Source organism: Pseudomonas grimontii, from assembly GCF_007858185.1.
Lineage (GTDB): Bacteria > Pseudomonadota > Gammaproteobacteria > Pseudomonadales > Pseudomonadaceae > Aquipseudomonas > Aquipseudomonas grimontii.
Window position 1 is genome coordinate 40,704 of record NZ_VFES01000016.1, and the last position, 20,895, is coordinate 61,598.

Sequence of the window (20,895 nt, forward strand, 5' to 3'; positions counted from 1 at the left end):
AGGGGGCTTGCCCCCGATGCGGTGGGTCAGCAGCAGATAAGCTGACTGGTCCGCCGCTATCGGGGGCAAGCCCCCTCCCACATAAGCCCCCCAAACTGGATCTGCGGCGTTGCGCAAACCCCGATCAGGAAACCAGGCTAGCCTTGACCAGCTTGGCCTGCTCGTCGGCGTGATACGAAGAGCGTACCAACGGGCCGGAGGCGACGTTCTTGAAGCCCATCTTGTAACCTTCCTCGGCGAACCAGGCGAAGGTGTCCGGGTGCACAAAACGCTGTACTGGCAAGTGGCTGCGCGACGGTTGCAGGTACTGGCCCAGGGTCAGCATGTCGATGTCGTGTTCGCGCATGCGCTTCATGACTTCGATGACTTCTTCGTCGGTCTCGCCCAGGCCCAGCATCAAGCCGGATTTGGTCGGGATGTGCGGCATCATCTGCTTGAATTTCTGCAGCAGGGTCAGCGACCACTGGTAGTCCGAACCTGGACGCGCGGCCTTGTACAGGCGTGGCACGGTTTCCAGGTTGTGGTTGAACACATCCGGCGGCTCGGCAGCGGTGATTTCCAGCGCGACGTCCATACGGCCACGGTAGTCCGGCACCAGGGTCTCGAGCATCACGTTCGGCGACAGTTTGCGGATTTCGCGGATGCAGTCGGCAAAGTGCTGGGCACCGCCGTCACGCAGGTCGTCGCGGTCTACCGAGGTGATGACAACGTATTTGAGTTTCAGGTCGGCGATGGCGATGGCCAGGCTTTCCGGCTCATTGACGTCCAGTGGCTTCGGCCGGCCATGGCCGACGTCGCAGAACGGGCAACGACGGGTGCAGATGTCGCCCATGATCATGAAGGTGGCGGTGCCGCCGGAGAAGCATTCACCCAGGTTCGGGCAGGACGCTTCTTCGCACACGCTGTGCAGCTTGTGTTTGCGCAGCAAGGCCTTGATACGGTCGACTTCCGGCGAAACCGGGATGCGCACGCGAATCCAGTCGGGCTTTTTCGGCAACTCGGTGGTCGGGATGATCTTGACCGGGATGCGTGCAACCTTCTCGGCGCCGCGCAGCTTGACGCCGGCTTCCACCTTGGCACGCGGGGCCGGACGCTCGGTGATGTCCAGCGTCGGGATCATGGTTTGCACTGCATCAGTAGTCATAATCAGTCGATTCCGCCCGTGAGGGTCGTCTGCTCAGCATAGTCGAGGTGTTTGACGAGCTGCACACGCAGCCGGGCACTTACCTCGGCAAATTTAATCGGTGTGGCGTGGTCGCTCAGTTGGGTCATCGCCAGCCCGGCATAGCCGCACGGGTTGATCCGCCGAAACGGTGCCAGGTCCATGTCCACATTCAAGGCAAGGCCATGAAATGAACAACCGTGGCGAATCCGTAAACCGAGGGACGCGATTTTCGCGCCGTCCACATACACACCGGGTGCATCGGGCTTGGCCGCGGCGCTCACGCCGTAACTGGCCAACAGCTCGATCAGGCAAGCCTCCATGCGGCTCACCAGGTCGCGCACGCCAAAACCCAGCTTGCGCACGTCCAGCAGCAGGTACGCCACCAGTTGACCGGGGCCATGGTAAGTCACTTGACCACCTCGGTCGACCTGCACCACCGGAATATCCCCCGGTAGCAGCAGATGCTCGGCCTTGCCGGCCTGCCCCTGGGTGAATACCGGCGGGTGTTCCACCAGCCAGATTTCATCCGGGGCCGAGCTGCCGCGTTCGTTGGTGAAGCGTTGCATAGCATGCCAGACAGGCTCGTAGTCCATCCGGCCGAGCTCGCGAAAGCCCAGGACCTGTGACATCACAACACCATGTGCACGAAGCCGGTGGCCCGCAGTTCGCTGTTGATGTCGTAGAGCTGGTCTTGACCCGTCGCAACAATGTGCAACTGGATCGTGGTGTATTTACCGTTGGTACTGGAACGCTCGTCCACACGGTTGTCATTGACCGTCGCGTGTTTACGCACGATATCAATGATCTTGTCTTTGTTGCCCACACCGGTGTCGCTGATCACCTTGACGGGGTAATCCGTCACGGGGAATTCGATCTTTGGCGCCTTTACTTCTTTATCGGTCATGGCAGAACGGCCTCGTAAGCGGTAAGCCGTGGCGACGGCAAAGCCCCGCGTCGGATCAACGCGGGGCTTTGCAGGTGCACACAATCAGTTGAACAAGCCGTAGAAGAATAGACGGATGCTATCCCACACGCGGCGGAAGATACCACCTTCGTCGACGGCGTCCAGCGCGATCAGGTCGGCGCTGTGCACCACCTTGTCGTCCAGCTTGACTTCGACTTTACCGATCACGTCGCCCTTGGCGATTGGCGCAACCAATTGCGGGTTCATGGTCATGCTGGCAGCGAGCTTTTTCAGCTGGCCTTTAGGCATGGTCAGGGTCAGGTCTTCAGCCAGGCCGGCCTTGACTTGCGAGGTCGCGCCTTTCCATACCGGCGCGGTCGCCAGTTCAGCACCCTTCTGGTAGAAGGTCTGGGTTTCGAAGAAGCGGAAACCGTAGGTCAGCAGTTTTTGCGTTTCGGCCGCACGGGCCTGCTCGCTGTTGGTGCCGAAGACGACGGCGATCAGGCGCTGGCCATCACGTACCGCGGACGACACCATGCAGTAGCCGGCTTCGTCGGTGTGGCCGGTTTTCAGGCCATCGACGGTCTTGTCGCGCCACAGCAACAGGTTGCGGTTAGGCTGCTTGATGTTGTTCCAGAAGAATTCCTTCTGGGAGTAGATCGCGTAGTGCACCGGGTCGACACGAATGATCGCGCGCGCCAGGATCGCCATGTCGTGAGCCGACGAATAGTGCTCAGGGTTTGGCAAACCCGTCGGGTTCATGAAGTGGCTGTTGGTCATGCCCAGGTCGGCCACGGTTTTGTTCATCATGTCGGCGAATGCGTCTTCGCTGCCGGCGATGTGCTCGGCCAGGGCGACGCTGGCGTCGTTACCGGACTGGATGATGATGCCGTGCAGCAGGTCGCTCACGGTGACTTGCGAGCCCACCTTGATGAACATCCGCGAACCGCCGGTACGCCAGGCGTTTTCGCTGACGGTCACCGGGTCGTTTTCGCCGATCTGGCCGCGACGGATTTCCAGGGTCGCGATGTAGGCGGTCATCAGCTTGGTCAGACTGGCCGGTGGCAGGCGCTGGTCACCATTGCTCTCGACCAGCACGTTGCCACTGGCGGCGTCCATGAGGACCCAGGACTTGGCGGCCAGTTGCGGTGAAGCCGGTACCATTTCCACCGCCCAGGCGGCCGGGGTGATGATCAGCGAGATAAGCAGGCACGTGCGTTTGGCTAAGGTGGTGATGTTCATCCGTCTCTCGAAATTGCTTATGGAAACTTGCCCTCGCGGGCAAAACTTATTCAGACAGCCCGCTACCAGACTGTCGCGTGTTCGGTTGCCCGCTCACCCCTTGCCCCTGGGTTTTATTGTTCAACGAGCCAACAACCAGGGTTCAGGCCCGCATGCGAGCCTCAACCATCAATTTATTATTCGGCAGTGACCACGCTGGGTTGCCCCAGGTTAGCCAGACGCACACTGTTCTGCACTTGCGCAACCTCGCTCGGCGAGCCGATCGGGCCCATACGCACACGGTGCAGGGTTTGCTGGTTACGCACGATGGAGCTGATGAACACCGGCGCGCTGACCATGCTGCTGAGCTTGGACCTTAACAGTTCTGCCGCATCCGGGTTGGCGAAAGCGCCCACTTGCAGGTATTGCCCGCCCGCGACGGAAGCGCCTGGTGCCGCATGAGGCACGACCACCGTATCCGGGGCGTGCTGCTGCGGTGGCGGTGTCCATTGTTCGATCTTGCCGGTGGATGCCGTCACCTGCGGCTGCGCACTCTGCGGCTCGTTGAGCATCAACGGCGCGGGCTTGCCACGCTGGGCCCAGTACTGCGCCGGATCGATGCCTTCGACCTTGACCCGTGCGGTACCGGTTTCGGCATAGCCGAGTTTTTTCGCGGCGGCGTAGGACAAGTCGATGATGCGATCCGAATAGAACGGCCCACGGTCGTTGACCCGCAGGATCACCGTGCGGTTGTTATCCAGGTTGGTCACGCGAACATAGCTGGGCAGCGGCAGGGTCTTGTGGGCAGCACTCATGCCGTACAGGTCGTAGACCTCGCCGTTGGCGGTGTTCTGACCATGGAACTTGGTGCCATACCAGGACGCCGTGCCCGATTGCACGTAGTTCTTGGAGTCCTGCAACGGGAAGTAGGACTTGCCCAGCACCGTATAAGGGTTGGCCTTGTACGGGCCGGTGTGCAGGGTCGGCGTGGCATCAGGGATCTTCGACACGTCGACATCCCACCACGGCGCGCCGTCTTTGTGCGCGCGGTTGATGTCCAGTCCTGGCTGGGAACGCACAACGGTGCCGCCGGATTTCTGTACCGGGCCACGGCTGGTGGAACAACTGACGACCAGCAGGGACAACGCGGCGAACGCCACCAGCTTGAGCGGTTGATTGAACGGCGATGCCCGCATTACTTGTTGCCCCGTGCTTGGACCAGCATGTCTGACAGCTGATGCACGGCCATGGCGTACATCACACTGCGGTTATAACGCGTGATTGCGTAGAAATTCTTCAGGCCCATCCAGTATTCAGGGCCATTTTCGCCTTCGAGGCGGAACGCCGTCACCGGCATATCGTCGCGTGGCGCATTCTGACTCGACCAGCCCAGCGCCCGCAACTCCCCGACAGTCTTGACCGGCTCGATGCCCTGGGTCAGGCCTTCATCGGCACGCTCCCCCGTGACATCCGCGCGGATCACTACCGGCTCGCCACCGACCCAGCCATGGCGCTTGAAGTAGCTGGCCACGCTGCCGATGGCATCGTCCGGGTTGCTCCAGATATTGATGTGGCCGTCGCCGTCGAAATCCACTGCGTAGGCGCGAAAGCTGCTCGGCATGAACTGCGGCAAGCCCATCGCACCGGCGTAGGAACCCTTGAGGGTCAGCGGATCGACCTGCTCTTCGCGGGCCAACAGCAGGAACTCTCGCAGTTCCTTGCGGAAGAAGTCGGCGCGCGGCGGGTAATCGAAGCCCAGGGTCGACAACGCGTCGATCACCCGGTAGCTGCCGGTATTGCGCCCGTAGAAGGTTTCAATGCCGATAATCGCGACAATCACCTGGGCCGGCACGCCGTACTCCTGCTCGGCGCGGGCCAGCACGGCCTCGTGCTGGCGCCAGAAGTCCACACCTCGGGCTACGCGGGCGTCGGTGAGGAACATCGGGCGATATTCCTTCCACTGCTTCACGCGCTCGGCGGGGCGAGAGATGGCGTCGAGGATCGCCTGCTTTTTCTGGGCTTCGCGGAACACGCCCATCAGCTGTTCACCGGCAAAACCGTAGTCGCGGGTCATTTCACCGACGAATTCGGCGACCTGGGGTGAGCCATCGTAGTCACCGGCCTGCGCCTCGTGCGTTGCCCCCAGCAGCCCAATCAGGCCCATCCAGGACGCATGCCGAGTCGCCCAGCCGCGCATTACTTGCATTGACATCTTCACCTTATTCAAACCTGTGCGATCCACTTGCGATGCGTATGAATCGACATCAAAACCCCAAACGCTGACAGCAATGTCACCAGCGAAGTTCCGCCGTAGCTAATGAACGGCAACGGCACCCCAACCACCGGAAGCAGGCCACTGACCATACCGATGTTGACGAAAACGTAAACAAAAAAAGTCATGGTCAGGCTGCCGGCGAGCAATTTGCCGAACAGCGTCTGCGCCTGTGCAGTAATGACCAGGCCACGCCCGATCAGCAGAAGATAGATCAGCAACAGTGCGCAGATGCCCACCAGGCCGAACTCTTCGCCCATCACCGCAATAATGAAGTCAGTGTGGCTCTCGGGCAAAAAGTCCAAGTGCGACTGGGTGCCCAGCAGCCAGCCCTTGCCAAATACACCGCCGGAACCGATGGCCGCCTTCGACTGGATAATGTTCCAGCCGGTGCCGAGCGGGTCGCTTTCCGGGTCGAGGAAGGTCAGGATCCGCTGCTTCTGGTAGTCGTGCATAAAGAAGAACCACATCGCCACGGCCACCGGTACCGCCGCCGCCAGTACGCTGAGGATCCAGCGCCAGCGCAACCCGCCCATGAACAGCACGAACGCACCGCCGGCCAGGATCAGCAGCGACGTGCCGAGGTCAGGCTGGCGCACGATCAGAATGAACGGCACCCCGATCAGGATCAGACTGATGCCCACGTGCTTGAGCTGCGGCGGCAAGGTACGCTTGGACAAGTACCAGGCGATAGTCGCCGGCATCAGGATCTTCATGAATTCCGACGGTTGGAAGCGAATCACCCCCGGAATGTTGATCCAGCGGGTCGCGCCCATGGCGTTGTGGCCCATGACGTCCACCACCACTAGCAGCAACACCCCGGCCACATAACCGAGCGGCACCCAGCGCGCCATGAAACGCGGCTCCAGTTGGGCGATCACGACCATGGATAACAGGCCCAGGCCAAACGAAGAAGCCTGCTTGATCAGCAAGTCCCAGTTCTTGCCGCTGGCCGAATACAGCACGAACAGGCTGCCGGCCGCCAGGGTCAGCAGCAGGATCAGCAACGGGCCGTCAATGTGCATGCGCTGCAGCAACGTCGCACGGCGACGCATCACATCCTCGCTGGAGAGGATGCGGTCAAAATTACTCTTCACTGGCCGTAACCTCGGGGGTTGAAGGGGGGCCGCCATATTCGGGCTTGAGCCTGCCGTCGTCGGCCAGCAACCAGGCGTCCATCACCTGGCGCACTACCGGCGCTGCCACACCGGAGCCGGACTCGCCGTTCTCGACCATCACCGCCACCACGATTTTCGGGTCGTCGGCCGGGGCAAAGCCGACAAACAAGGCGTGGTCACGGTGACGTTCCTGGACCTTGGAGCGGTCGTATTTCTCGCCTTGCTTGATCGCGACCACCTGGGCGGTACCACTTTTGCCGGCGATACGGTATTGCGCACCGATCGCCGCCTTGCGCGCGGTACCGCGTGCGCCGTGCATCACCTGCTGCATGCCGTGGTTGACCTTGGTCCAGTCGGACGGGTCGCGCAGCACGATGTCGGGGATCGGGTTTTCATCCAAAGGCTTTTCGCCTTCGATCGTCCGGGCCAGGTGCGGGCGGTTCCAGATGCCTTTGTTGGCCACCAGCGCCGTGGCCTGGGCCAGTTGCAAAGGCGTGGCCTGCATATAGCCCTGGCCGATGCCGAGGATCAGGGTTTCGCCTGGGAACCACGCCTGACGGCGGGTCGCACGCTTCCACTCCCGCGATGGCATCAAGCCAGGGGATTCTTCGAACATATCCAGGGAGACTTTCTGACCGAGGCCGAACTTGCCCATGTAGGCGGACAAGCGGTCGATCCCCAGCTTGTGGGCCAGGTCATAAAAATAGGTGTCGTTGGAACGCATGATCGCGGTATCCAGGTCGACATAACCGTCACCGGTACGGTTCCAGTTGCGGTATTTGTGATCGTAGTTGGGCAGCATGTAGTAGCCCGGGTCGAATACCCGGCTGGACGCCGTGACCACGCCCGCGTCCAGGCCGGCAATCGCCACCGCCGGCTTGATGGTCGAGCCAGGCGGGTACAAGCCGCGCAACACACGGTTGAACAGCGGCCGGTCGATGGAGTCACGCAACTCGGCGTAGGCCTTGAAGCTGATCCCGGTCACGAACAGGTTGGGGTCGAAACTCGGCTGGCTGACCATCGCCAGGACTTCGCCGGTCTTCGGGTCCAGCGCCACCACCGCGCCACGCCGACCACCCAGGGCCATCTCGGCGGCTTCCTGCAGCTTGATGTCCAGGCTCAGGACAATGTCCTTGCCCGGCACCGGGTCGGTACGCTTGAGCACCCGCAGCACGCGGCCGCGAGCATTGGTCTCGACCTCTTCGTAACCCACCTGGCCATGCAACTCGGGTTCGTAGAAACGCTCGATGCCGGTCTTGCCGATATGGTGGGTGCCGCTGTAATTGACGGGATCGAGGCTTTTCAGCTCTTTCTCGTTGATCCGTCCCATATAGCCGACGGAGTGGGCGAAGTGCGGCCCTTGCGGGTAATGGCGCACCAACTGCGCCACCACTTCCACACCCGGCAGGCGGAACTGGTTCACCGCGATCCGCGCGATCTGCTCTTCGGTCAGCTCGAACAGGATCGGCACCGGCTCGAATGGCCGACGCCCCTGCTTCATGCGTTTCTCGAAGATCACCCGGTCTTCCGGGGTCAACTGCAGCACCTCGACGATCACATCGAGGACCTGTTGCCAGTCGCCGGAACGCTCGCGGGTCATGCTCAGGCTGAAGCTGGGCCGGTTATCCGCCACCACCACGCCATTGCGGTCGAAGATCAGCCCACGGGTCGGCGGAATCGGCTGCACATGCACGCGGTTGTTTTCCGACAGCGTGGAATGGTAGTCGTACTGGATCACCTGCAGGAAATACAGGCGCGCAATCAGCACGCCGATCAACGCCACCACCATGATCGCGCCAAACACCACCCGCGCGCGTACAAGACGTGCGTCTTTCTCGTGGTCCTTGATGCGGATCGGCTGGGTCATCGGGAGGGGCGCAGATTATTTGTGGTAAGGGTGCCCGGACAGAACTGTCCAGGCGCGATACAGCTGTTCACCGATCAGGATCCTAACCAACGGGTGCGGCAGCGTCAGCGCCGACAGCGACCAGCGCTGGTCCGCCCGCGCGCAGACTTCAGGCGCCAGCCCTTCGGGGCCGCCGACCATGAAGTTGACGGTGCGCGAGTCCAGGCGCCAGCGATCCAGTTCCACCGCCAACTGTTCGGTGCTCCAGGGTTTGCCATGCACTTCGAGGGTGACGATGCGCTCGTTGGGGCCGACCTTGGCCAACATGGCTTCGCCTTCCTGACGGATAAAGCGCGCCACGTCGGCATTCTTGCCCCGGGTGTTGAGCGGTATTTCCACCAGTTCCAGCGACAGCTCGGCGGGCAGACGCTTGGCATACTCGTGCCAACCTTCTTCCACCCACTTGGGCATGCGTGAACCGACAGCAATCAGACGCAGGCGCACAGCCGTTCCTTATTCCTGGTCTTTGTTGAGCTTGTCGAAGTGCGCGTGGCCCACTTCCGGGCTGTGGTGCTTGCCATCGGCGGCACGGCTCTGCTCGGCGCCTTTCCACAGACGCTCGAGGTCGTAGAACTGACGGGCGTTGGAAGTCATCATGTGAACGATCACGTCGTCCATGTCCAGCAGCACCCAGTCGCTGTCGCCCTTGCCTTCTTCACCCAGCGGCTTCACGCCTTGGGCTTTGACGGCTTCGCGAACCTTGTCCAGCATCGCGCCGATCTGGCGGTTGGAGGTACCGGTGGCGATGATCATGAAGTCGGTGATGCTCTGCTTGTCGCGCACGTCCAGGACCTGGATGTCCTGGGCCTTCACGTCTTCCAGGGCAGCAACGGCGACTTTTACCAGCTCTTCGCCAGCCAGTTCCGGGCCAACGTGGGCTTCAACCGGCAGCGGGGCGCTTTTGAACGTGCCTTTGCGTTTTACTTTGCTTACGTCTTTGTTCGTCATAAAAAACTCGTTTTGCTCGTATGTTCGGGCGCTCGCTGCACGACTGTTCGTGCGTTCAAGCGCGCCTTTTCAGTTCGACGCACGGTAAAGCCCGTGCGCATCGATGTAGGCCAGGACCGCGTCAGGCACCAGGAAACGTACCGACTTCCCGCTGGCCAGCAGTTGACGGATCTGGGTGGCAGACACCGCAAGCGGGGTCTGCCAGACGAATGCAATATTCCCGTTCGGCCCGGTCAGGGCCAAGGGGTCACTTACCGACCGCGCGGCCAGCAGGTTGCGCAAGGCATCCGGCGGTTCGCTGTCGGCATCCGGGCGTTGCAAAACCAGGATGTGGCAGTGCTGGAGGAGTTCCTCCCAGCGATGCCAAGAGGGCAGGCCGCAAAATGCGTCCCAGCCCAAAAGCAGAAACAACTGGTCATCCGCGGCCAACTCGGCGCGCATCAACTCCAGGGTGTCGACAGTGTAGGACGGTTTATCGCGCTTGAGCTCACGATCGTCCACCACCAGCGGCGGTATGCCCTCTACGGCCAGGCGTACCATTTCCAGGCGCTGCTGCGGCGACACCTGCGGGGTATCGCGATGGGGCGGCCGGAAATTAGGGATCAGGCGCAGCTCATCCAACGCCAAGGCATCCGCGACTTCCAGGGCACTGCGCAAATGGCCGATGTGCACGGGGTCGAAGGTACCGCCGAGCAGCCCGATGCGTTTAGCCATCAAGTGCGCACATGACCGTCGCCGAACACCACGTACTTCTCGCTGGTCAGGCCTTCCAGGCCAACCGGGCCGCGTGCGTGAAGCTTGTCGGTGGAGATGCCGATCTCCGCCCCCAGGCCATACTCGAAGCCGTCGGCAAAGCGCGTCGAGGCGTTGATCATCACCGAGGCGGAATCGACTTCGGTGAGAAAACGCCGGGCATCGCTGAAATGCTCGGAAACAATGGCGTCGGTGTGCTTGGAGCCGTATTTGTTGATGTGCTCGATGGCCTCGTCAAGGTCGTCGACGATGCGGATCGACAGGATCGGCGCCGTGTACTCGGTGTACCAATCCTCTTCGGTGGCTTCGATCACGTCCGCGCCCAACAGCGCACGGGTGCGCTCGCAACCGCGCAGTTCCACGCCCTTGTCACGGTAGATGGCAGCCAACGGCGGCAGCACGCGCTCGGCAATGCCGACGTGCACCAGCAGGGTTTCCATGGTGTTGCACGGCGCGTAGCGGTGGGTCTTGGCGTTGTCGGCGATGCGGATCGCCTTGTCGATGTCGGCAGCGATGTCGATGTACACGTGGCAGACGCCGTCCAGGTGCTTGATCACCGGCACCTTGGCATCGCGGCTGACACGCTCGATCAGGCTCTTGCCACCGCGCGGCACGATCACGTCGACGAATTCCGGCATTGTGATCAGCGCGCCGACAGCGGCACGGTCGGTGGTTTCCACCACTTGCACCACTTCGGCCGGTAACTCGGCCACGGCCAGGCCCTGCTGGATGCAGGCGGCAATGGCGCGGTTGGAATTGATCGCCTCGGAACCGCCACGCAGGATGGTGGCATTACCCGACTTGAGGCACAGGCTCGCGGCGTCGATGGTCACGTTCGGGCGCGACTCATAGATGATGCCGATCACACCCAGGGGCACGCGCATCTTGCCGACCTGGATACCGGACGGCAGGTAACGCATATCGCGGATTTCACCGATGGGGTCAGGCAGCTTGGCCACCTGACGCAAACCTTCGATCATGTCGTCGATACGTGCCGGGGTCAGCGCCAGGCGGTCCAGCAAGGCGGGCTCCAGGCCATTGGCGCGGCCGTTGGCCAGGTCCAGTTCGTTGGCGGCGGCAAGCTCGGAGCGCGAAGCGTCCAGAGCATCGGCGGCGGCCAGCAGGGCACGGTTCTTCTGCGCGGTGCTCGCACGGGCGATCAACCGCGAGGCCTGACGGGCAGCGCGACCCAGGCGGGTCATGTAGTCAAGAACGGACTCAGTCATGGTCAGGGAGTCTTGGCAAAGAGGAAAGCGGCAGATTATAGCTGTGACGCCGCCCGACTGACAGCGGTGAGGGGCGTATGGTCGAAATGAACTGTAAAAACTTGGGGTTCAGCCGTAATTAAGGTGGGAGTTGTTATTATTCCGTCACATTTAGCCGTATTAACCCCAGACCGCCATGCCCAGCTCTTCGCCCCAACTCCCCGCCAGCGCCCTGCCCGACAGCTTCTTCGACCGCGATGCGCAAATACTCGCGCGGGATTTGCTCGGAAAAGTCATACGCCATCGTGTCGGCGATCTCTGGCTTTCAGCGCGAATTATTGAAACCGAAGCCTATTACGTGGCCGAAAAAGGCAGCCACGCCTCACTCGGCTACACAGAAAAGCGTAAGGCTTTGTTTCTGGACGGTGGGCATATCTATATGTACTACGCCCGTGGCGGGGATTCGCTGAACTTCAGCGCGCAGGGACCGGGCAATGCCGTGCTGATCAAATCGGCCTATCCCTGGGTCGATGAAACCTCCGGGCCCGCCAGCCTGGCGCAGATGCTGTTGAACAGCCCGAACGCCAATGGCAGCCCGCGCCCCACGCAAAAGCTGTGTGCCGGCCAGACATTGCTGTGCAAGGCGCTGGGCCTGAAAGTGCCGATGTGGGATGCCAAGCGCTTTGATCAGGAATTGCTCTATGTGGAAGACGTCGGCCAGACACCGACACACATCATCCAGACCACTCGCCTGGGCATCCCCAGCGGCCGTGACGAGCACTTGATGTATCGCTTCGTCGACGCTGGCTATGCGCCCTACTGCACACGGAACCCGCTGCGACGGGGCCAGGTCGAAGGCCGCGACTACTTTTTGATTTGAATCTGTGGCGATGGAGTGAAGATTTATGGGCCAGTGGCTCGATAGCATTACCGGCTGGCTGACCCTCAACCCGCAATGGCTGGCGGCGGCGGTGTTTATCGTCGCGTGCGTGGAATGCCTGGCCATCGCCGGGCTGATCGTGCCAGGCACCGTGATGCTGTTTGCGATTGCGGCGCTGGCGGGCAGCGGCGCGTTGTCCCTGAGTGAGACCCTGCTGATGGGGTTCCTCGGTGGCTTGCTGGGCGATGCCGTGTCCTACTTCCTCGGCCGGCATTTCCATCAGAACATCCGCCGCCTGCCCGGCCTGCGCCACCACCCGGAATGGATGAACGGCGCCGAAACCTACTTCCACAAATACGGCATCGCCAGCCTGCTGGTAGGACGTTTCATCGGGCCATTGCGACCGATGCTGCCGATGGTGGCCGGGATGTGCGACATGCCCTTCCCGCGCTTCGCCCTGGTCAGCATGCTGGCGGCAGCCGGCTGGTCAGTCGCCTATCTGCTGCCAGGCTGGGCGACCGGCGCCGCATTCCGCCTGCCATTGCCGGAAGGGTTCTGGCCTGAGGCGGGGGTCGTCACGGCCTGCCTGGCGATCCTGCTGGGGCTGAGCCTGAACACCAGCCTGCGCGGGCATCGTCGCGCGACCTTGTGGATAGGTTGCGCCAGCCTGACCTTGTTAATCGCCCTGTTTATCGGCTATCACTACCTGGACGACTTTGACCAGGGCCTGAGCGCGCTGGTGCAGGAACACCGCAGCCCCTGGCTGGACCACACCATGGTGATGGTCACCCAGCTGGGTGAGTTCAAGAAGATGTTCTTCGCCAGCGCCGTGTTCACCGGGTTGCTGCTCCTGGCGCGGCAATGGCGTCACGCGCTGTTTGTCGGCGCCACGCTGGCCGGGGCGGCCGTGATCAACACCGGCACCAAGCTGTTCTTCGCCCGTGGCCGCCCGGAAATCCTTACCGACCCACTGACCAGTTTCAGCATGCCCAGCGGCCACGCCTCCGGCGCGTTCGCCTTCTTCCTGGCACTGGCGATACTGGCCGGTCGCGGCCAACCCACGCGGTTGCGCCTCACCTGGATGCTGCTGGGCTGTATTCCCGCTGCCTTCATCGCGCTATCACGGGTCTACCTGGGCGCCCACTGGCCCACCGACATCCTGGCGGGCACGCTGCTGGCAATGACGGTGTGTGCGTTCAGCCTGGGCGTCAGCCAATATCGAAGCCCACTGCCGGCCATGCCGCAAAAAACCTGGTGGCTGCTACTGCCGGCACTGCTGGCGGTGCTGAGCTTTATCGCGCTCACGGGCACGCCCCATGCCTTGCTGCGCTACGCCTATTAAGTGAACAACTCGCCCTGCAACTCATCGAGCAGCATCTGGATCGCATCCAACCGCTGTTGCGGGTCATCGAGTTGCAGCAGGTCGATCTTGTCGGCCTCGGTGAACGGCAGCAGATACGCCAACTGATTGCCCAAGGCTTGCTGGCCATCGGCGTGAGTGCCCATGTCCAGCGAGGCGACCATCGGGTGTTCGGCCAGGGCCTGGAGCAAGGCCAGCAGGTCGGCGTCCTCTTCTTCCAGCGCCTGGTCCGGCAGCTCTTCCAGCCATTGCACCTCGGCCACCAGCAACTGGTCCTTCTGCACACCGGCATCACGCACGCGGAAGCGACGCCCGCCTTCGACACGAATCCCCAACAGGCCGTTGTCCTGCTGCTTGAAGTCGCGAATCAACGCTTCGCAGCCGATCAACGCATAGCCATCAGGAGCCATACCGACTTCCTTGCCATCAAGGATGCACACCACGCCGAAGCTTTCGCCCTTTTTCATGCAGCGGCTGACCATATCCAGGTAGCGTGCCTCGAACAGTTGCAGGTCGAGGGTGCAGCCAGGGAACAGCACGGTATTGAGCGGGAACAGCGCCAGACTCATAAAGGTTTCCTTAAACCCGGTTTAAACAATCACCGACACGGCCAGCGGCAGGAATACCGCCGTGGCCACGCCCATCAGACTCATGGCCAGCGCCGCAAAGGCACCGCACTCTTCGCTTTCCTGCAGGGCCACCGAAGTACCGACGGCGTGGGCGGTCATGCCCAAGGCCATGCCGCGCGCCTCGGGACTGTGCACCCCCAGGCGCGACAGCAAGGCCGGGCCGATCATCGCGCCGATCACCCCAGTAATCAGCACAAACACCGCCGCCAGCGCCGCCACGCCACCGATCTGCTCGGCCACCAGCATGGCAATCGGCGAGGTGACCGACTTGGGCGCCATGGTCATCAGCATCCTGTGTTCGGCACCGAACCACCAGCCCAGCAGCACACACAAGCCGGTGGCCAACACGCCGCCTATCACCAGCGTAGTAAAAATCGGCCAGAACAATTGGCGAATGCGGCGCAGGTTGAGATAAAGCGGCACGGCCAGCGCGACCGTGGCCGGGCCCAGCAGGATGCCCATGATCTCGGTGCTCTTGCGGTACTCGGCATAGCTCAGGCCGCAGGTGAGCAATACGCCGATCACCAGCAGCATGGAGACCAGCACCGGTTGCAGGAAAATCCAGCGGGTTTTCTCGAAACCCGCCAGCACCAGTTGATAGGCGCCCAGGGTGATACCGATACCGAACAACGGGTGATGAATGACAGCCGTCCATGCGCCGTGCCAGTCGAAGATCATTGGCTCTTCTCCTTGCGCTTGACCATCCGCTGCATCAGCACGCCGACAAAACCCATGGCAACCACCAGCGACAACACCAGCGCGCCGACGATGGCCCAGAAGTCGGCGGCGATGTCCTTGGCATACACCATCACCCCCACCGCTGGCGGTACCAGCAGCAACGGCAAGTAACGCAACAAGCTACTGGCCGCCAGGCTCAGGGGCTCGCCGACTTCACCACGCCAGATCAGGAAACCGAGCATCAACAACAGGCCGATGATCGGCCCCGGCAGTACCGGTACCAGCAAATGATTGATCGCCGTGCCGATCAATTGAAACAGCACCAGCCATGTCAGACCGCGTAACAGCATCCGCTTTCTCCCCCCCCTCAAGACTCGCCCGCATTATAAGCATGCCCGCCCTATGCTCAGGCATTCGCCAAAAGCATGGTGGGTTGACCGGGCTGGATACCCATGATGATCTACATTGGTTCTCTGTAACCCCAAAAAACAGAACCGATGAACCAAGGAGAGACGCAATGCCCTATGTACCCGTAGCGCAGCTCAAAGACTATGTCGGCAAGGAACTGGGACGTTCCGAATGGCTCACCATCGACCAGGCACGCATCAACCTGTTCGCCGAGGCCACTGGCGATCATCAGTTCATCCACGTCGACCCGGTCAAGGCCGCGCAAACCCCGTTCGGCAGCACCATCGCCCACGGTTTCCTGTCGTTGTCACTGATGCCCAAGCTGATGGAAGACATCCTGATCATGCCCGAAGGGCTGAAGATGGCGGTCAACTACGGCCTGGACAGCGTGCGCTTTATCCAGCCAGTGAAGGTCAACTCCAAGGTGCGCCTGAACGTGACCCTCACCGACGTCACCGAGAAAAAACCTGGCCAATGGCTGTTCAAGGCCACGGCCACCCTGGAAATCGAAGGCCAGGAAAAGCCGGCTTATATTGCGGAGTCGTTGTCACTCTGCTTCGTGTAGTCCCAAGCCTGTGGTGAGGTGCTGAAACTCACCACAGGCTATGTAAATTTATGTATGAAGCTCGCAGCTGCGGCATACTCGGCGCTCAAATATCCGGATCCCGCTATGCGCCCACTCGCCCCCCTTGCCCTTGCCCTGTTGCTCACCGCTTGCGGAGACGGCGAATCGCTGTTGCCGCCCGATGCGCGCCTGCCCGATGGTGGCCGTTACCGGGGCGATGTGGTCAGTGGCTTGCTCCAAGGCCAGGGCCGCGTGGATTACCCCAACGGTAGTTGGTACGCCGGGCAGTTCGACAAGGGCCAGTGGCACGGCCAGGGCGAATGGCATGGCAGCAACGGCGAAATCTATAAAGGCCAGTTCCAGCAAGGCCTGTTCGACGGCCAGGGCAGCCTGACCACGGCCGGCAGCCATTATGTCGGCGGGTTCAAGAACGGCCGGCGCAACGGCGAAGGCACCCTCAAAGAGGGGCAGATGACCTATCGCGGCGAATTCAAGGACGACCAGTATTCCGGCCTCGGCCGCCTGGAGCTGGCCGACGGCAGCCAGTATCAGGGCCAGTTCGCCCATGGCAAACCGAATGGCGAAGGCCAGCGCAATGACGACAGCGGCAACCAGTTCAGTGGCCACTTCGTCGATGGCCAGCTGGAAGGCAACGGCACCTTCAACAGCGCGGACGGCGACATCTATGTCGGCCAGTTCAAACAGAACCAGCTCAACGGCAAGGGCCGTTATGAAAACGCCGACGGCGACGTGTGGATCGGCCAGTTCAAGGAAGGCTCACTCAGCGGCAAGGGCGAGTTGATCGGCGTCGACGGCAGCCATTACGTGGGCCAGTTCAGCGATTGGCGCTTTACCGGCGAAGGCCGCCTGAACCTGACCGACGGCAGCTTCTACATTGGCGGCTTCGACAGCGACAACTACCAAGGCCGCGGCACCCTGGTACTCACCGACGGCACCGTGCTGGCCGGCACCTGGGTCAACGGCATGCGCGTGCGTGACGCCGACGGCGCATTGTTGCCCGACCCGCTGGAGATTGGCGTCCTGGCCCAGGGCCGTTTGCTCGATGCCGCCCTCGCCGCCGTGCCGGCGTCCACCCCCGCAGTGGAGCTGTACACCCTGGCCGTGGCCGGCGACGGCAAACAGAGCGTGTTCCTGCGCGAAGCCGATTACGTCAGCAACATGCTCGCCACCCGCTTCGGCGCACGCGGGCAGGTCCGCCTGGTCAACCACCGCGACCATATCGCCGACCGGCCACTGGCCACCCGCGAAAGCCTGCGTCGCGCCGTGCAAACCCTGGCCGAGCGCACCGGACCGGAAGACCTGGTGTTTATCTACATGACCAGCCACGGTACCCACGAACACGAACTGGTGCTGGACCAACCACGCATGGAACTGGCCGACCTGCCCGCCGACGAGTTGGCCGCCGTGCTCGCGCCGCTGAAAAACCGCGACAAGATCGTCGTGATTTCAGCCTGCTACTCCGGCGGCTTCATCCCGGCGCTCAAAGACGAACGCACCCTGATCATGACCGCCTCGCGCGCCGACCGCGTGTCCTTCGGTTGCTCCGAAGAGGCCGACTTCACTTACTTCGGCGATGCCCTCTTCGCCCAAGCCTTCAACCAGACCGACGATTTGCAGCAAGCCTTCAAGCTGGCGCAGTTGCATGTGAGCGAACGCGAACAGGCAGACAACTTCGAAGCGTCCGAACCGCAGATCTGGGCCCCCAAAGGCGTGATCGCCCACTGGCAATTATTACGCAAGCAGCAGGCACGAAAGGCGCTGGAAAGCGTCTCAATGAATAGCAAGGAAGCCAAAGGCAACTAAGCTGTAACGTGTAACAAGGGGGAAACACCATGTACCTGACACCTCAGCATATCCTGCTCGCCGGCGCCTCTGGCCTCACCGGCGAACACCTGCTCGACCGCCTGCTCAACGAACCTACCGTGACCCGCGTGCTGGCGCCCAGCCGCAAGCCACTGGCCGAGCATCCGCACCTGGAAAACCCGGTGGGCGACCCGGCGGTGTTCCTGCCGCAACTGAGCGGCCAGGTGGATATTGCCTTCTGCTGCCTGGGCACCACCCTCAAACAAGCGGGCTCCGAAGAGGCCTTCCGCGCGGTAGACCTGGACATGGTCGTGGTCTTCGCCAAACGTGCTCGGGAAATGGGCGCACGGCACCTGATCGTAATCAGCGCGGTAGGCGCCGACCCGAAATCCTCGATCTTCTACAACCGGGTCAAAGGCGAAATGGAACAGGCGCTCAAGGCCCAGGACTGGCCGCAGTTGACCATCGTGCGGCCTTCGCTGCTGCTGGGGGAACGGATGGAGCCACGTTTGGCCGAGCAACTGGCCGGGCCGCTGTCACGGTTGATTCCAGGGAAATACCACGGCATTGAAGTCTGCGAACTGGCCCGTGCCATGTGGCGCCTGGCGCTGGAAGAGCAGGATGGGGTGCGCGTGGTGGAGTCGGATGAGTTGCGCAAGCTCGGTAAATAGGCCGAACGCAAAGCAAAATGCGGGAGGGGGGGCAAATCGAATCGTCGCACCGCCCCTCCCACATTGGTTGTGTAGTGCCTTCAGGTCAGCGCTAGAGCCCGCCTGTCGCGTTAAACCCCACACCGAGCACCGTCAACACCGACAGCGGCAACAACAAGGTGTCGAGCAACGCGCTGGCCGGCAGGTCGACGCCGGGGTAGCTGGGCGCCTCGGCACCGAACCGGTCCTTGGCGCAGCAACCTCCGTTCATTGCATACAAGTCCAAGCGTGTGCCGGCATATACCACTGGCGCGCCGGGCTTTGCGGCGTCCAGCGTACGCGCGGTGGCACAGCCGGCCAGTTGCAGCGCCAGTATTACCAACAGTGCCTTATTCATCGCTGCTCAAATGGTGTTCGCCCCAACGCGGCAGCATGTCCTGAGGGATATTCAGCAGGTTGAGAATCCGCGCCACCACGAAATCCACCAGGTCATCGATGGTTTGCGGCTGGTGATAGAAGCCAGGCGACGCTGGCAGGATGGTCACCCCCATGTTCGACAACTTGAGCATGTGCTCCAGATGAATGCTCGAATACGGCGCCTCGCGCGGTACCAGGATCAACTGGCGGCGCTCCTTCAACGTCACGTCGGCGGCGCGCTCGATCAGGTTGTTGCAGGCACCCGTGGCAATCGCCGACAACGTACCCGTGGAGCACGGCACCACAACCATTGCCGCTGGCGCACCCGAGCCCGATGCCACCGGCGACATCCAGTCTTCCTTGCCATAGACCTTGATCTGCCCCGCCGCCGCACCGGTGTACTCGGTGAGGAAGGCTTGCATCATCTGCACCTTGGGCGGCAGTGCGACATCAGTCTCGGTGGCCATCACCAACTGCGCAGCCTTGGAGATCAGGAAGTGCACCTCGCGGTCTTCGCGCACCAGGCAATCGAGCAGGCGCAAGCCATATGGCGCGCCGGATGCGCCGGTCATCGCCAGGGTGACGCGCTCGGGGCCACTCATTTCAGCGCCTCGGCCAGTTTGCCGTGCAAGCCGCCGAAGCCGCCGTTGCTCATGACCACCACATGGGTGCCGGGCTTGGCCTGGTGCTTGACGAACTCAATGATGCCCTCGATGGAATCACAGACTTTCGACGGCACCGTGCACTGCGCTGCAATCGCCGGCAAGTCCCAGCCGAGATTGGCCGGGGCATACCACACCACCTGGTCGGCATCGTTAACGCTTTCCGGCAGGCCGTCGCGGTGCGCGCCGAGCTTCATGGAGTTTGAGCGCGGCTCGACAATAGCAATGATCGGGGCATCGCCAACGCGTTTGCGCAGGCCGTCGAGGGTGGTGGCAATGGCCGTTGGGTGGTGGGCAAAGTCGTCGTAGATGGTAATCCCATTCACGTCGGCGACCTTTTCCATGCGGCGCTTCACGCTCTTGAATGCACTCAAGGCAGCAATGCCCATCGACGGCACCACGCCCACATGCCGCGCGGCCGCCAGGGTGACCAAGGCATTGGCGACGTTGTGCTGGCCAGTCATGTCCCACTCGACGATGCCTTGGGCCTCGCCTTCAAACAGCACTTCAAACCGGGAACCGTCTTCACTGAGCAACTTGACCTGCCATTGCCCTTGCGCACCGGTGGTTTGCACCGGGGTCCAGCAGCCCATCTCGATCACGCGCTGCAAGGCTGGCTCGGTGGTCGGATGGATGACCAGGCCTTCGCTCGGAATGGTGCGCACCAAATGGTGGAACTGCCGCTCGATGGCCGCCAAGTCGGGGAAGATGTCGGCGTGATCGAACTCAAGGTTGTTGAGGATCGCCGTGCGTGGACGGTAGTGGACGAACTTGGAGCGCTTGTCGAAGAAGGCGCTGTCGTATTCGTCGGCTTCAATCACGAAGAACGGCGTATCACCCAGGCGCGCCGATACCGAGAAGTTCTGCGGCACGCCGCCAATCAGGAAGCCCGGGCTCATGCCCGCGTGTTCCAGCACCCAGGCGAGCATGCTGCTGGTGGTGGTCTTGCCGTGGGTGCCGGCAACGGCCAATACCCAGCGACCTTGCAACACATGGTCGGCCAGCCACTGTGGACCGGACACGTAAGGCAAGCCTTTGTTGAGGACGTATTCGACAGCCGGATTGCCGCGGGACATGGCATTGCCGATCACTACCAGGTCCGGCACCGGGTCGAATTGCGCCGGGTCGTAACCTTGGGTCAGCTCAATGCCCTGGGCCTCAAGTTGCGTGCTCATGGGCGGGTAAACATTGGCATCTGAGCCCGTTACATGATGGCCCAGTTCTTTAGCAAGAACCGCCATCGACCCCATGAAGGTGCCGCAGATACCAAGAATATGAATGTGCATAGTCGACCTCGTAAACATCGAGGCAGGTTAGCGCAGGGGGGCGA

The 20,895-nt window shown here is 62.0% G+C and carries 23 protein-coding genes; 5 read left to right on the top strand and 18 right to left on the bottom strand.

Going from position 1 to position 20,895, the window contains the following annotated elements; genetic code table 11:
* Positions 1 to 124 precede the first annotated feature (124 nt).
* The 12 genes from lipA to FIV39_RS23080 all read right to left on the bottom strand — a co-directional run bounded on the left by lipA (position 125) and on the right by FIV39_RS23080 (position 11,513).
* On the bottom strand, positions 125 to 1,144 hold the full coding sequence (gene lipA / locus FIV39_RS23025; protein WP_090401916.1) for a lipoyl synthase: 1,020 nt from the start codon (positions 1,142 to 1,144) through the stop codon (positions 125 to 127).
* 2 nt (positions 1,145 to 1,146) lie between these two features.
* Complete coding sequence (lipB, locus tag FIV39_RS23030; protein ID WP_090401915.1) at positions 1,147 to 1,794, bottom strand: lipoyl(octanoyl) transferase LipB; 648 nt, start codon at positions 1,792 to 1,794, stop codon at positions 1,147 to 1,149.
* Complete coding sequence (locus FIV39_RS23035) at positions 1,794 to 2,069, bottom strand: DUF493 domain-containing protein (RefSeq protein ID WP_090401914.1); 276 nt, start codon at positions 2,067 to 2,069, stop codon at positions 1,794 to 1,796. Before FIV39_RS23035 ends, lipB begins: the two co-directional genes overlap by 1 nt.
* An 84-nt stretch (positions 2,070 to 2,153) precedes the next feature.
* Positions 2,154 to 3,311: a D-alanyl-D-alanine carboxypeptidase family protein gene (locus FIV39_RS23040; protein ID WP_053138096.1), complete on the bottom strand. Its 1,158-nt coding sequence runs from the start codon at positions 3,309 to 3,311 to the stop codon at positions 2,154 to 2,156.
* 176 nt (positions 3,312 to 3,487) lie between these two features.
* The gene (locus tag FIV39_RS23045; RefSeq protein WP_090401913.1) at positions 3,488 to 4,486 is read right to left on the bottom strand and encodes a septal ring lytic transglycosylase RlpA family protein; all 999 of its coding nucleotides are present in this window, start codon (positions 4,484 to 4,486) and stop codon (positions 3,488 to 3,490) included.
* On the bottom strand, positions 4,486 to 5,496 hold the full coding sequence (mltB, locus tag FIV39_RS23050) for a lytic murein transglycosylase B (protein WP_090401912.1): 1,011 nt from the start codon (positions 5,494 to 5,496) through the stop codon (positions 4,486 to 4,488). Before mltB ends, FIV39_RS23045 begins: the two co-directional genes overlap by 1 nt.
* 17 nt (positions 5,497 to 5,513) lie before the next feature.
* A complete protein-coding gene (gene rodA / locus FIV39_RS23055; RefSeq protein WP_050442794.1) occupies positions 5,514 to 6,617 on the bottom strand; it encodes a rod shape-determining protein RodA in 1,104 nt (367 codons plus the stop codon).
* A 31-nt stretch (positions 6,618 to 6,648) separates the two neighbouring features.
* Entirely contained in the window at positions 6,649 to 8,547 is a 1,899-nt protein-coding gene (mrdA, locus tag FIV39_RS23060; protein WP_090401911.1) for a penicillin-binding protein 2, read from the bottom strand.
* Positions 8,548 to 8,562: 15 nt separating this feature from the next.
* On the bottom strand, positions 8,563 to 9,030 hold the full coding sequence (gene rlmH / locus FIV39_RS23065) for a 23S rRNA (pseudouridine(1915)-N(3))-methyltransferase RlmH (RefSeq protein ID WP_003176297.1): 468 nt from the start codon (positions 9,028 to 9,030) through the stop codon (positions 8,563 to 8,565).
* Between the two features lie 9 nt (positions 9,031 to 9,039).
* Entirely contained in the window at positions 9,040 to 9,534 is a 495-nt protein-coding gene (gene rsfS / locus FIV39_RS23070) for a ribosome silencing factor (RefSeq protein WP_003176298.1), read from the bottom strand.
* A 69-nt stretch (positions 9,535 to 9,603) separates the two neighbouring features.
* Positions 9,604 to 10,248, bottom strand: a complete 645-nt coding sequence (gene nadD, locus FIV39_RS23075) for a nicotinate-nucleotide adenylyltransferase (protein ID WP_065910068.1) — start codon at positions 10,246 to 10,248, stop codon at positions 9,604 to 9,606.
* Entirely contained in the window at positions 10,248 to 11,513 is a 1,266-nt protein-coding gene (locus tag FIV39_RS23080; RefSeq protein ID WP_090401910.1) for a glutamate-5-semialdehyde dehydrogenase, read from the bottom strand. Before FIV39_RS23080 ends, nadD begins: the two co-directional genes overlap by 1 nt.
* A 175-nt stretch (positions 11,514 to 11,688) precedes the next feature.
* On the opposite strand from FIV39_RS23080, the gene FIV39_RS23085 reads away from it, so the two are divergent.
* Both FIV39_RS23085 and FIV39_RS23090 read left to right on the top strand, forming a co-directional pair.
* Positions 11,689 to 12,372 carry a DNA-3-methyladenine glycosylase gene (locus FIV39_RS23085; protein WP_090401909.1) on the top strand — a complete coding sequence of 228 codons (684 nt, stop codon included), beginning with the start codon at positions 11,689 to 11,691 and terminating at the stop codon, positions 12,370 to 12,372.
* Between the two features lie 25 nt (positions 12,373 to 12,397).
* Positions 12,398 to 13,714, top strand: a complete 1,317-nt coding sequence (locus FIV39_RS23090; RefSeq protein ID WP_090401908.1) for a bifunctional DedA family/phosphatase PAP2 family protein — start codon at positions 12,398 to 12,400, stop codon at positions 13,712 to 13,714.
* Here FIV39_RS23090 and FIV39_RS23095 read toward each other — a convergent pair.
* From FIV39_RS23095 to FIV39_RS23105, 3 genes are read right to left on the bottom strand one after another with little or no spacing between them, the layout of a single operon-like run.
* Positions 13,711 to 14,301, bottom strand: a complete 591-nt coding sequence (locus FIV39_RS23095) for an LON peptidase substrate-binding domain-containing protein (RefSeq protein ID WP_090401907.1) — start codon at positions 14,299 to 14,301, stop codon at positions 13,711 to 13,713. The two genes, FIV39_RS23090 and FIV39_RS23095, sit on opposite strands and share 4 nt — an antisense overlap.
* A gap of 21 nt (positions 14,302 to 14,322) precedes the next feature.
* The gene (locus FIV39_RS23100) at positions 14,323 to 15,039 is read right to left on the bottom strand and encodes an LrgB family protein (RefSeq protein WP_090401906.1); all 717 of its coding nucleotides are present in this window, start codon (positions 15,037 to 15,039) and stop codon (positions 14,323 to 14,325) included.
* Positions 15,036 to 15,389: a CidA/LrgA family protein gene (locus FIV39_RS23105; RefSeq protein ID WP_090401905.1), complete on the bottom strand. Its 354-nt coding sequence runs from the start codon at positions 15,387 to 15,389 to the stop codon at positions 15,036 to 15,038. Before FIV39_RS23105 ends, FIV39_RS23100 begins: the two co-directional genes overlap by 4 nt.
* A gap of 167 nt (positions 15,390 to 15,556) precedes the next feature.
* Here FIV39_RS23105 and FIV39_RS23110 point away from each other — a divergent pair, with 167 nt between their 5' ends.
* The 3 genes from FIV39_RS23110 to FIV39_RS23120 all read left to right on the top strand — a co-directional run bounded on the left by FIV39_RS23110 (position 15,557) and on the right by FIV39_RS23120 (position 18,507).
* The gene (locus FIV39_RS23110; protein WP_003194496.1) at positions 15,557 to 16,012 is read left to right on the top strand and encodes a MaoC family dehydratase; all 456 of its coding nucleotides are present in this window, start codon (positions 15,557 to 15,559) and stop codon (positions 16,010 to 16,012) included.
* Positions 16,013 to 16,117: 105 nt separating this feature from the next.
* Complete coding sequence (locus tag FIV39_RS23115) at positions 16,118 to 17,836, top strand: C13 family peptidase (RefSeq protein WP_090401904.1); 1,719 nt, start codon at positions 16,118 to 16,120, stop codon at positions 17,834 to 17,836.
* Positions 17,837 to 17,865: 29 nt separating this feature from the next.
* A complete protein-coding gene (locus FIV39_RS23120; RefSeq protein WP_090401903.1) occupies positions 17,866 to 18,507 on the top strand; it encodes an oxidoreductase in 642 nt (213 codons plus the stop codon).
* A gap of 91 nt (positions 18,508 to 18,598) precedes the next feature.
* Here FIV39_RS23120 and FIV39_RS23125 read toward each other — a convergent pair whose 3' ends face one another.
* From FIV39_RS23125 to mpl, 3 genes are read right to left on the bottom strand one after another with little or no spacing between them, the layout of a single operon-like run.
* Complete coding sequence (locus FIV39_RS23125) at positions 18,599 to 18,883, bottom strand: YceK/YidQ family lipoprotein (protein ID WP_090401902.1); 285 nt, start codon at positions 18,881 to 18,883, stop codon at positions 18,599 to 18,601.
* Positions 18,876 to 19,505, bottom strand: a complete 630-nt coding sequence (ubiX, locus tag FIV39_RS23130) for a flavin prenyltransferase UbiX (protein WP_017735613.1) — start codon at positions 19,503 to 19,505, stop codon at positions 18,876 to 18,878. Before ubiX ends, FIV39_RS23125 begins: the two co-directional genes overlap by 8 nt.
* The gene (gene mpl / locus FIV39_RS23135; protein WP_090401901.1) at positions 19,502 to 20,851 is read right to left on the bottom strand and encodes a UDP-N-acetylmuramate:L-alanyl-gamma-D-glutamyl-meso-diaminopimelate ligase; all 1,350 of its coding nucleotides are present in this window, start codon (positions 20,849 to 20,851) and stop codon (positions 19,502 to 19,504) included. Before mpl ends, ubiX begins: the two co-directional genes overlap by 4 nt.
* Positions 20,852 to 20,895 lie beyond the last annotated feature (44 nt).

Coding starts and splice junctions, on each gene's coding strand:
- lipA (WP_090401916.1), bottom strand. CDS start 1,144: ATGACTACTGATGCAGTGCAAACCATGATCCCGACGCTGGACATCACC.
- lipB (WP_090401915.1), bottom strand. CDS start 1,794: ATGTCACAGGTCCTGGGCTTTCGCGAGCTCGGCCGGATGGACTACGAG.
- FIV39_RS23035 (WP_090401914.1), bottom strand. CDS start 2,069: ATGACCGATAAAGAAGTAAAGGCGCCAAAGATCGAATTCCCCGTGACG.
- FIV39_RS23040 (WP_053138096.1), bottom strand. CDS start 3,311: ATGAACATCACCACCTTAGCCAAACGCACGTGCCTGCTTATCTCGCTG.
- FIV39_RS23045 (WP_090401913.1), bottom strand. CDS start 4,486: ATGCGGGCATCGCCGTTCAATCAACCGCTCAAGCTGGTGGCGTTCGCC.
- mltB (WP_090401912.1), bottom strand. CDS start 5,496: ATGCAAGTAATGCGCGGCTGGGCGACTCGGCATGCGTCCTGGATGGGC.
- rodA (WP_050442794.1), bottom strand. CDS start 6,617: ATGCGTCGCCGTGCGACGTTGCTGCAGCGCATGCACATTGACGGCCCG.
- mrdA (WP_090401911.1), bottom strand. CDS start 8,547: ATGACCCAGCCGATCCGCATCAAGGACCACGAGAAAGACGCACGTCTT.
- rsfS (WP_003176298.1), bottom strand. CDS start 9,534: ATGACGAACAAAGACGTAAGCAAAGTAAAACGCAAAGGCACGTTCAAA.
- nadD (WP_065910068.1), bottom strand. CDS start 10,248: ATGGCTAAACGCATCGGGCTGCTCGGCGGTACCTTCGACCCCGTGCAC.
- FIV39_RS23080 (WP_090401910.1), bottom strand. CDS start 11,513: ATGACTGAGTCCGTTCTTGACTACATGACCCGCCTGGGTCGCGCTGCC.
- FIV39_RS23085 (WP_090401909.1), top strand. CDS start 11,689: ATGCCCAGCTCTTCGCCCCAACTCCCCGCCAGCGCCCTGCCCGACAGC.
- FIV39_RS23090 (WP_090401908.1), top strand. CDS start 12,398: ATGGGCCAGTGGCTCGATAGCATTACCGGCTGGCTGACCCTCAACCCG.
- FIV39_RS23095 (WP_090401907.1), bottom strand. CDS start 14,301: ATGAGTCTGGCGCTGTTCCCGCTCAATACCGTGCTGTTCCCTGGCTGC.
- FIV39_RS23100 (WP_090401906.1), bottom strand. CDS start 15,039: ATGATCTTCGACTGGCACGGCGCATGGACGGCTGTCATTCATCACCCG.
- FIV39_RS23105 (WP_090401905.1), bottom strand. CDS start 15,389: ATGCTGTTACGCGGTCTGACATGGCTGGTGCTGTTTCAATTGATCGGC.
- FIV39_RS23110 (WP_003194496.1), top strand. CDS start 15,557: ATGCCCTATGTACCCGTAGCGCAGCTCAAAGACTATGTCGGCAAGGAA.
- FIV39_RS23115 (WP_090401904.1), top strand. CDS start 16,118: ATGCGCCCACTCGCCCCCCTTGCCCTTGCCCTGTTGCTCACCGCTTGC.
- FIV39_RS23120 (WP_090401903.1), top strand. CDS start 17,866: ATGTACCTGACACCTCAGCATATCCTGCTCGCCGGCGCCTCTGGCCTC.
- FIV39_RS23125 (WP_090401902.1), bottom strand. CDS start 18,883: ATGAATAAGGCACTGTTGGTAATACTGGCGCTGCAACTGGCCGGCTGT.
- ubiX (WP_017735613.1), bottom strand. CDS start 19,505: ATGAGTGGCCCCGAGCGCGTCACCCTGGCGATGACCGGCGCATCCGGC.
- mpl (WP_090401901.1), bottom strand. CDS start 20,851: ATGCACATTCATATTCTTGGTATCTGCGGCACCTTCATGGGGTCGATG.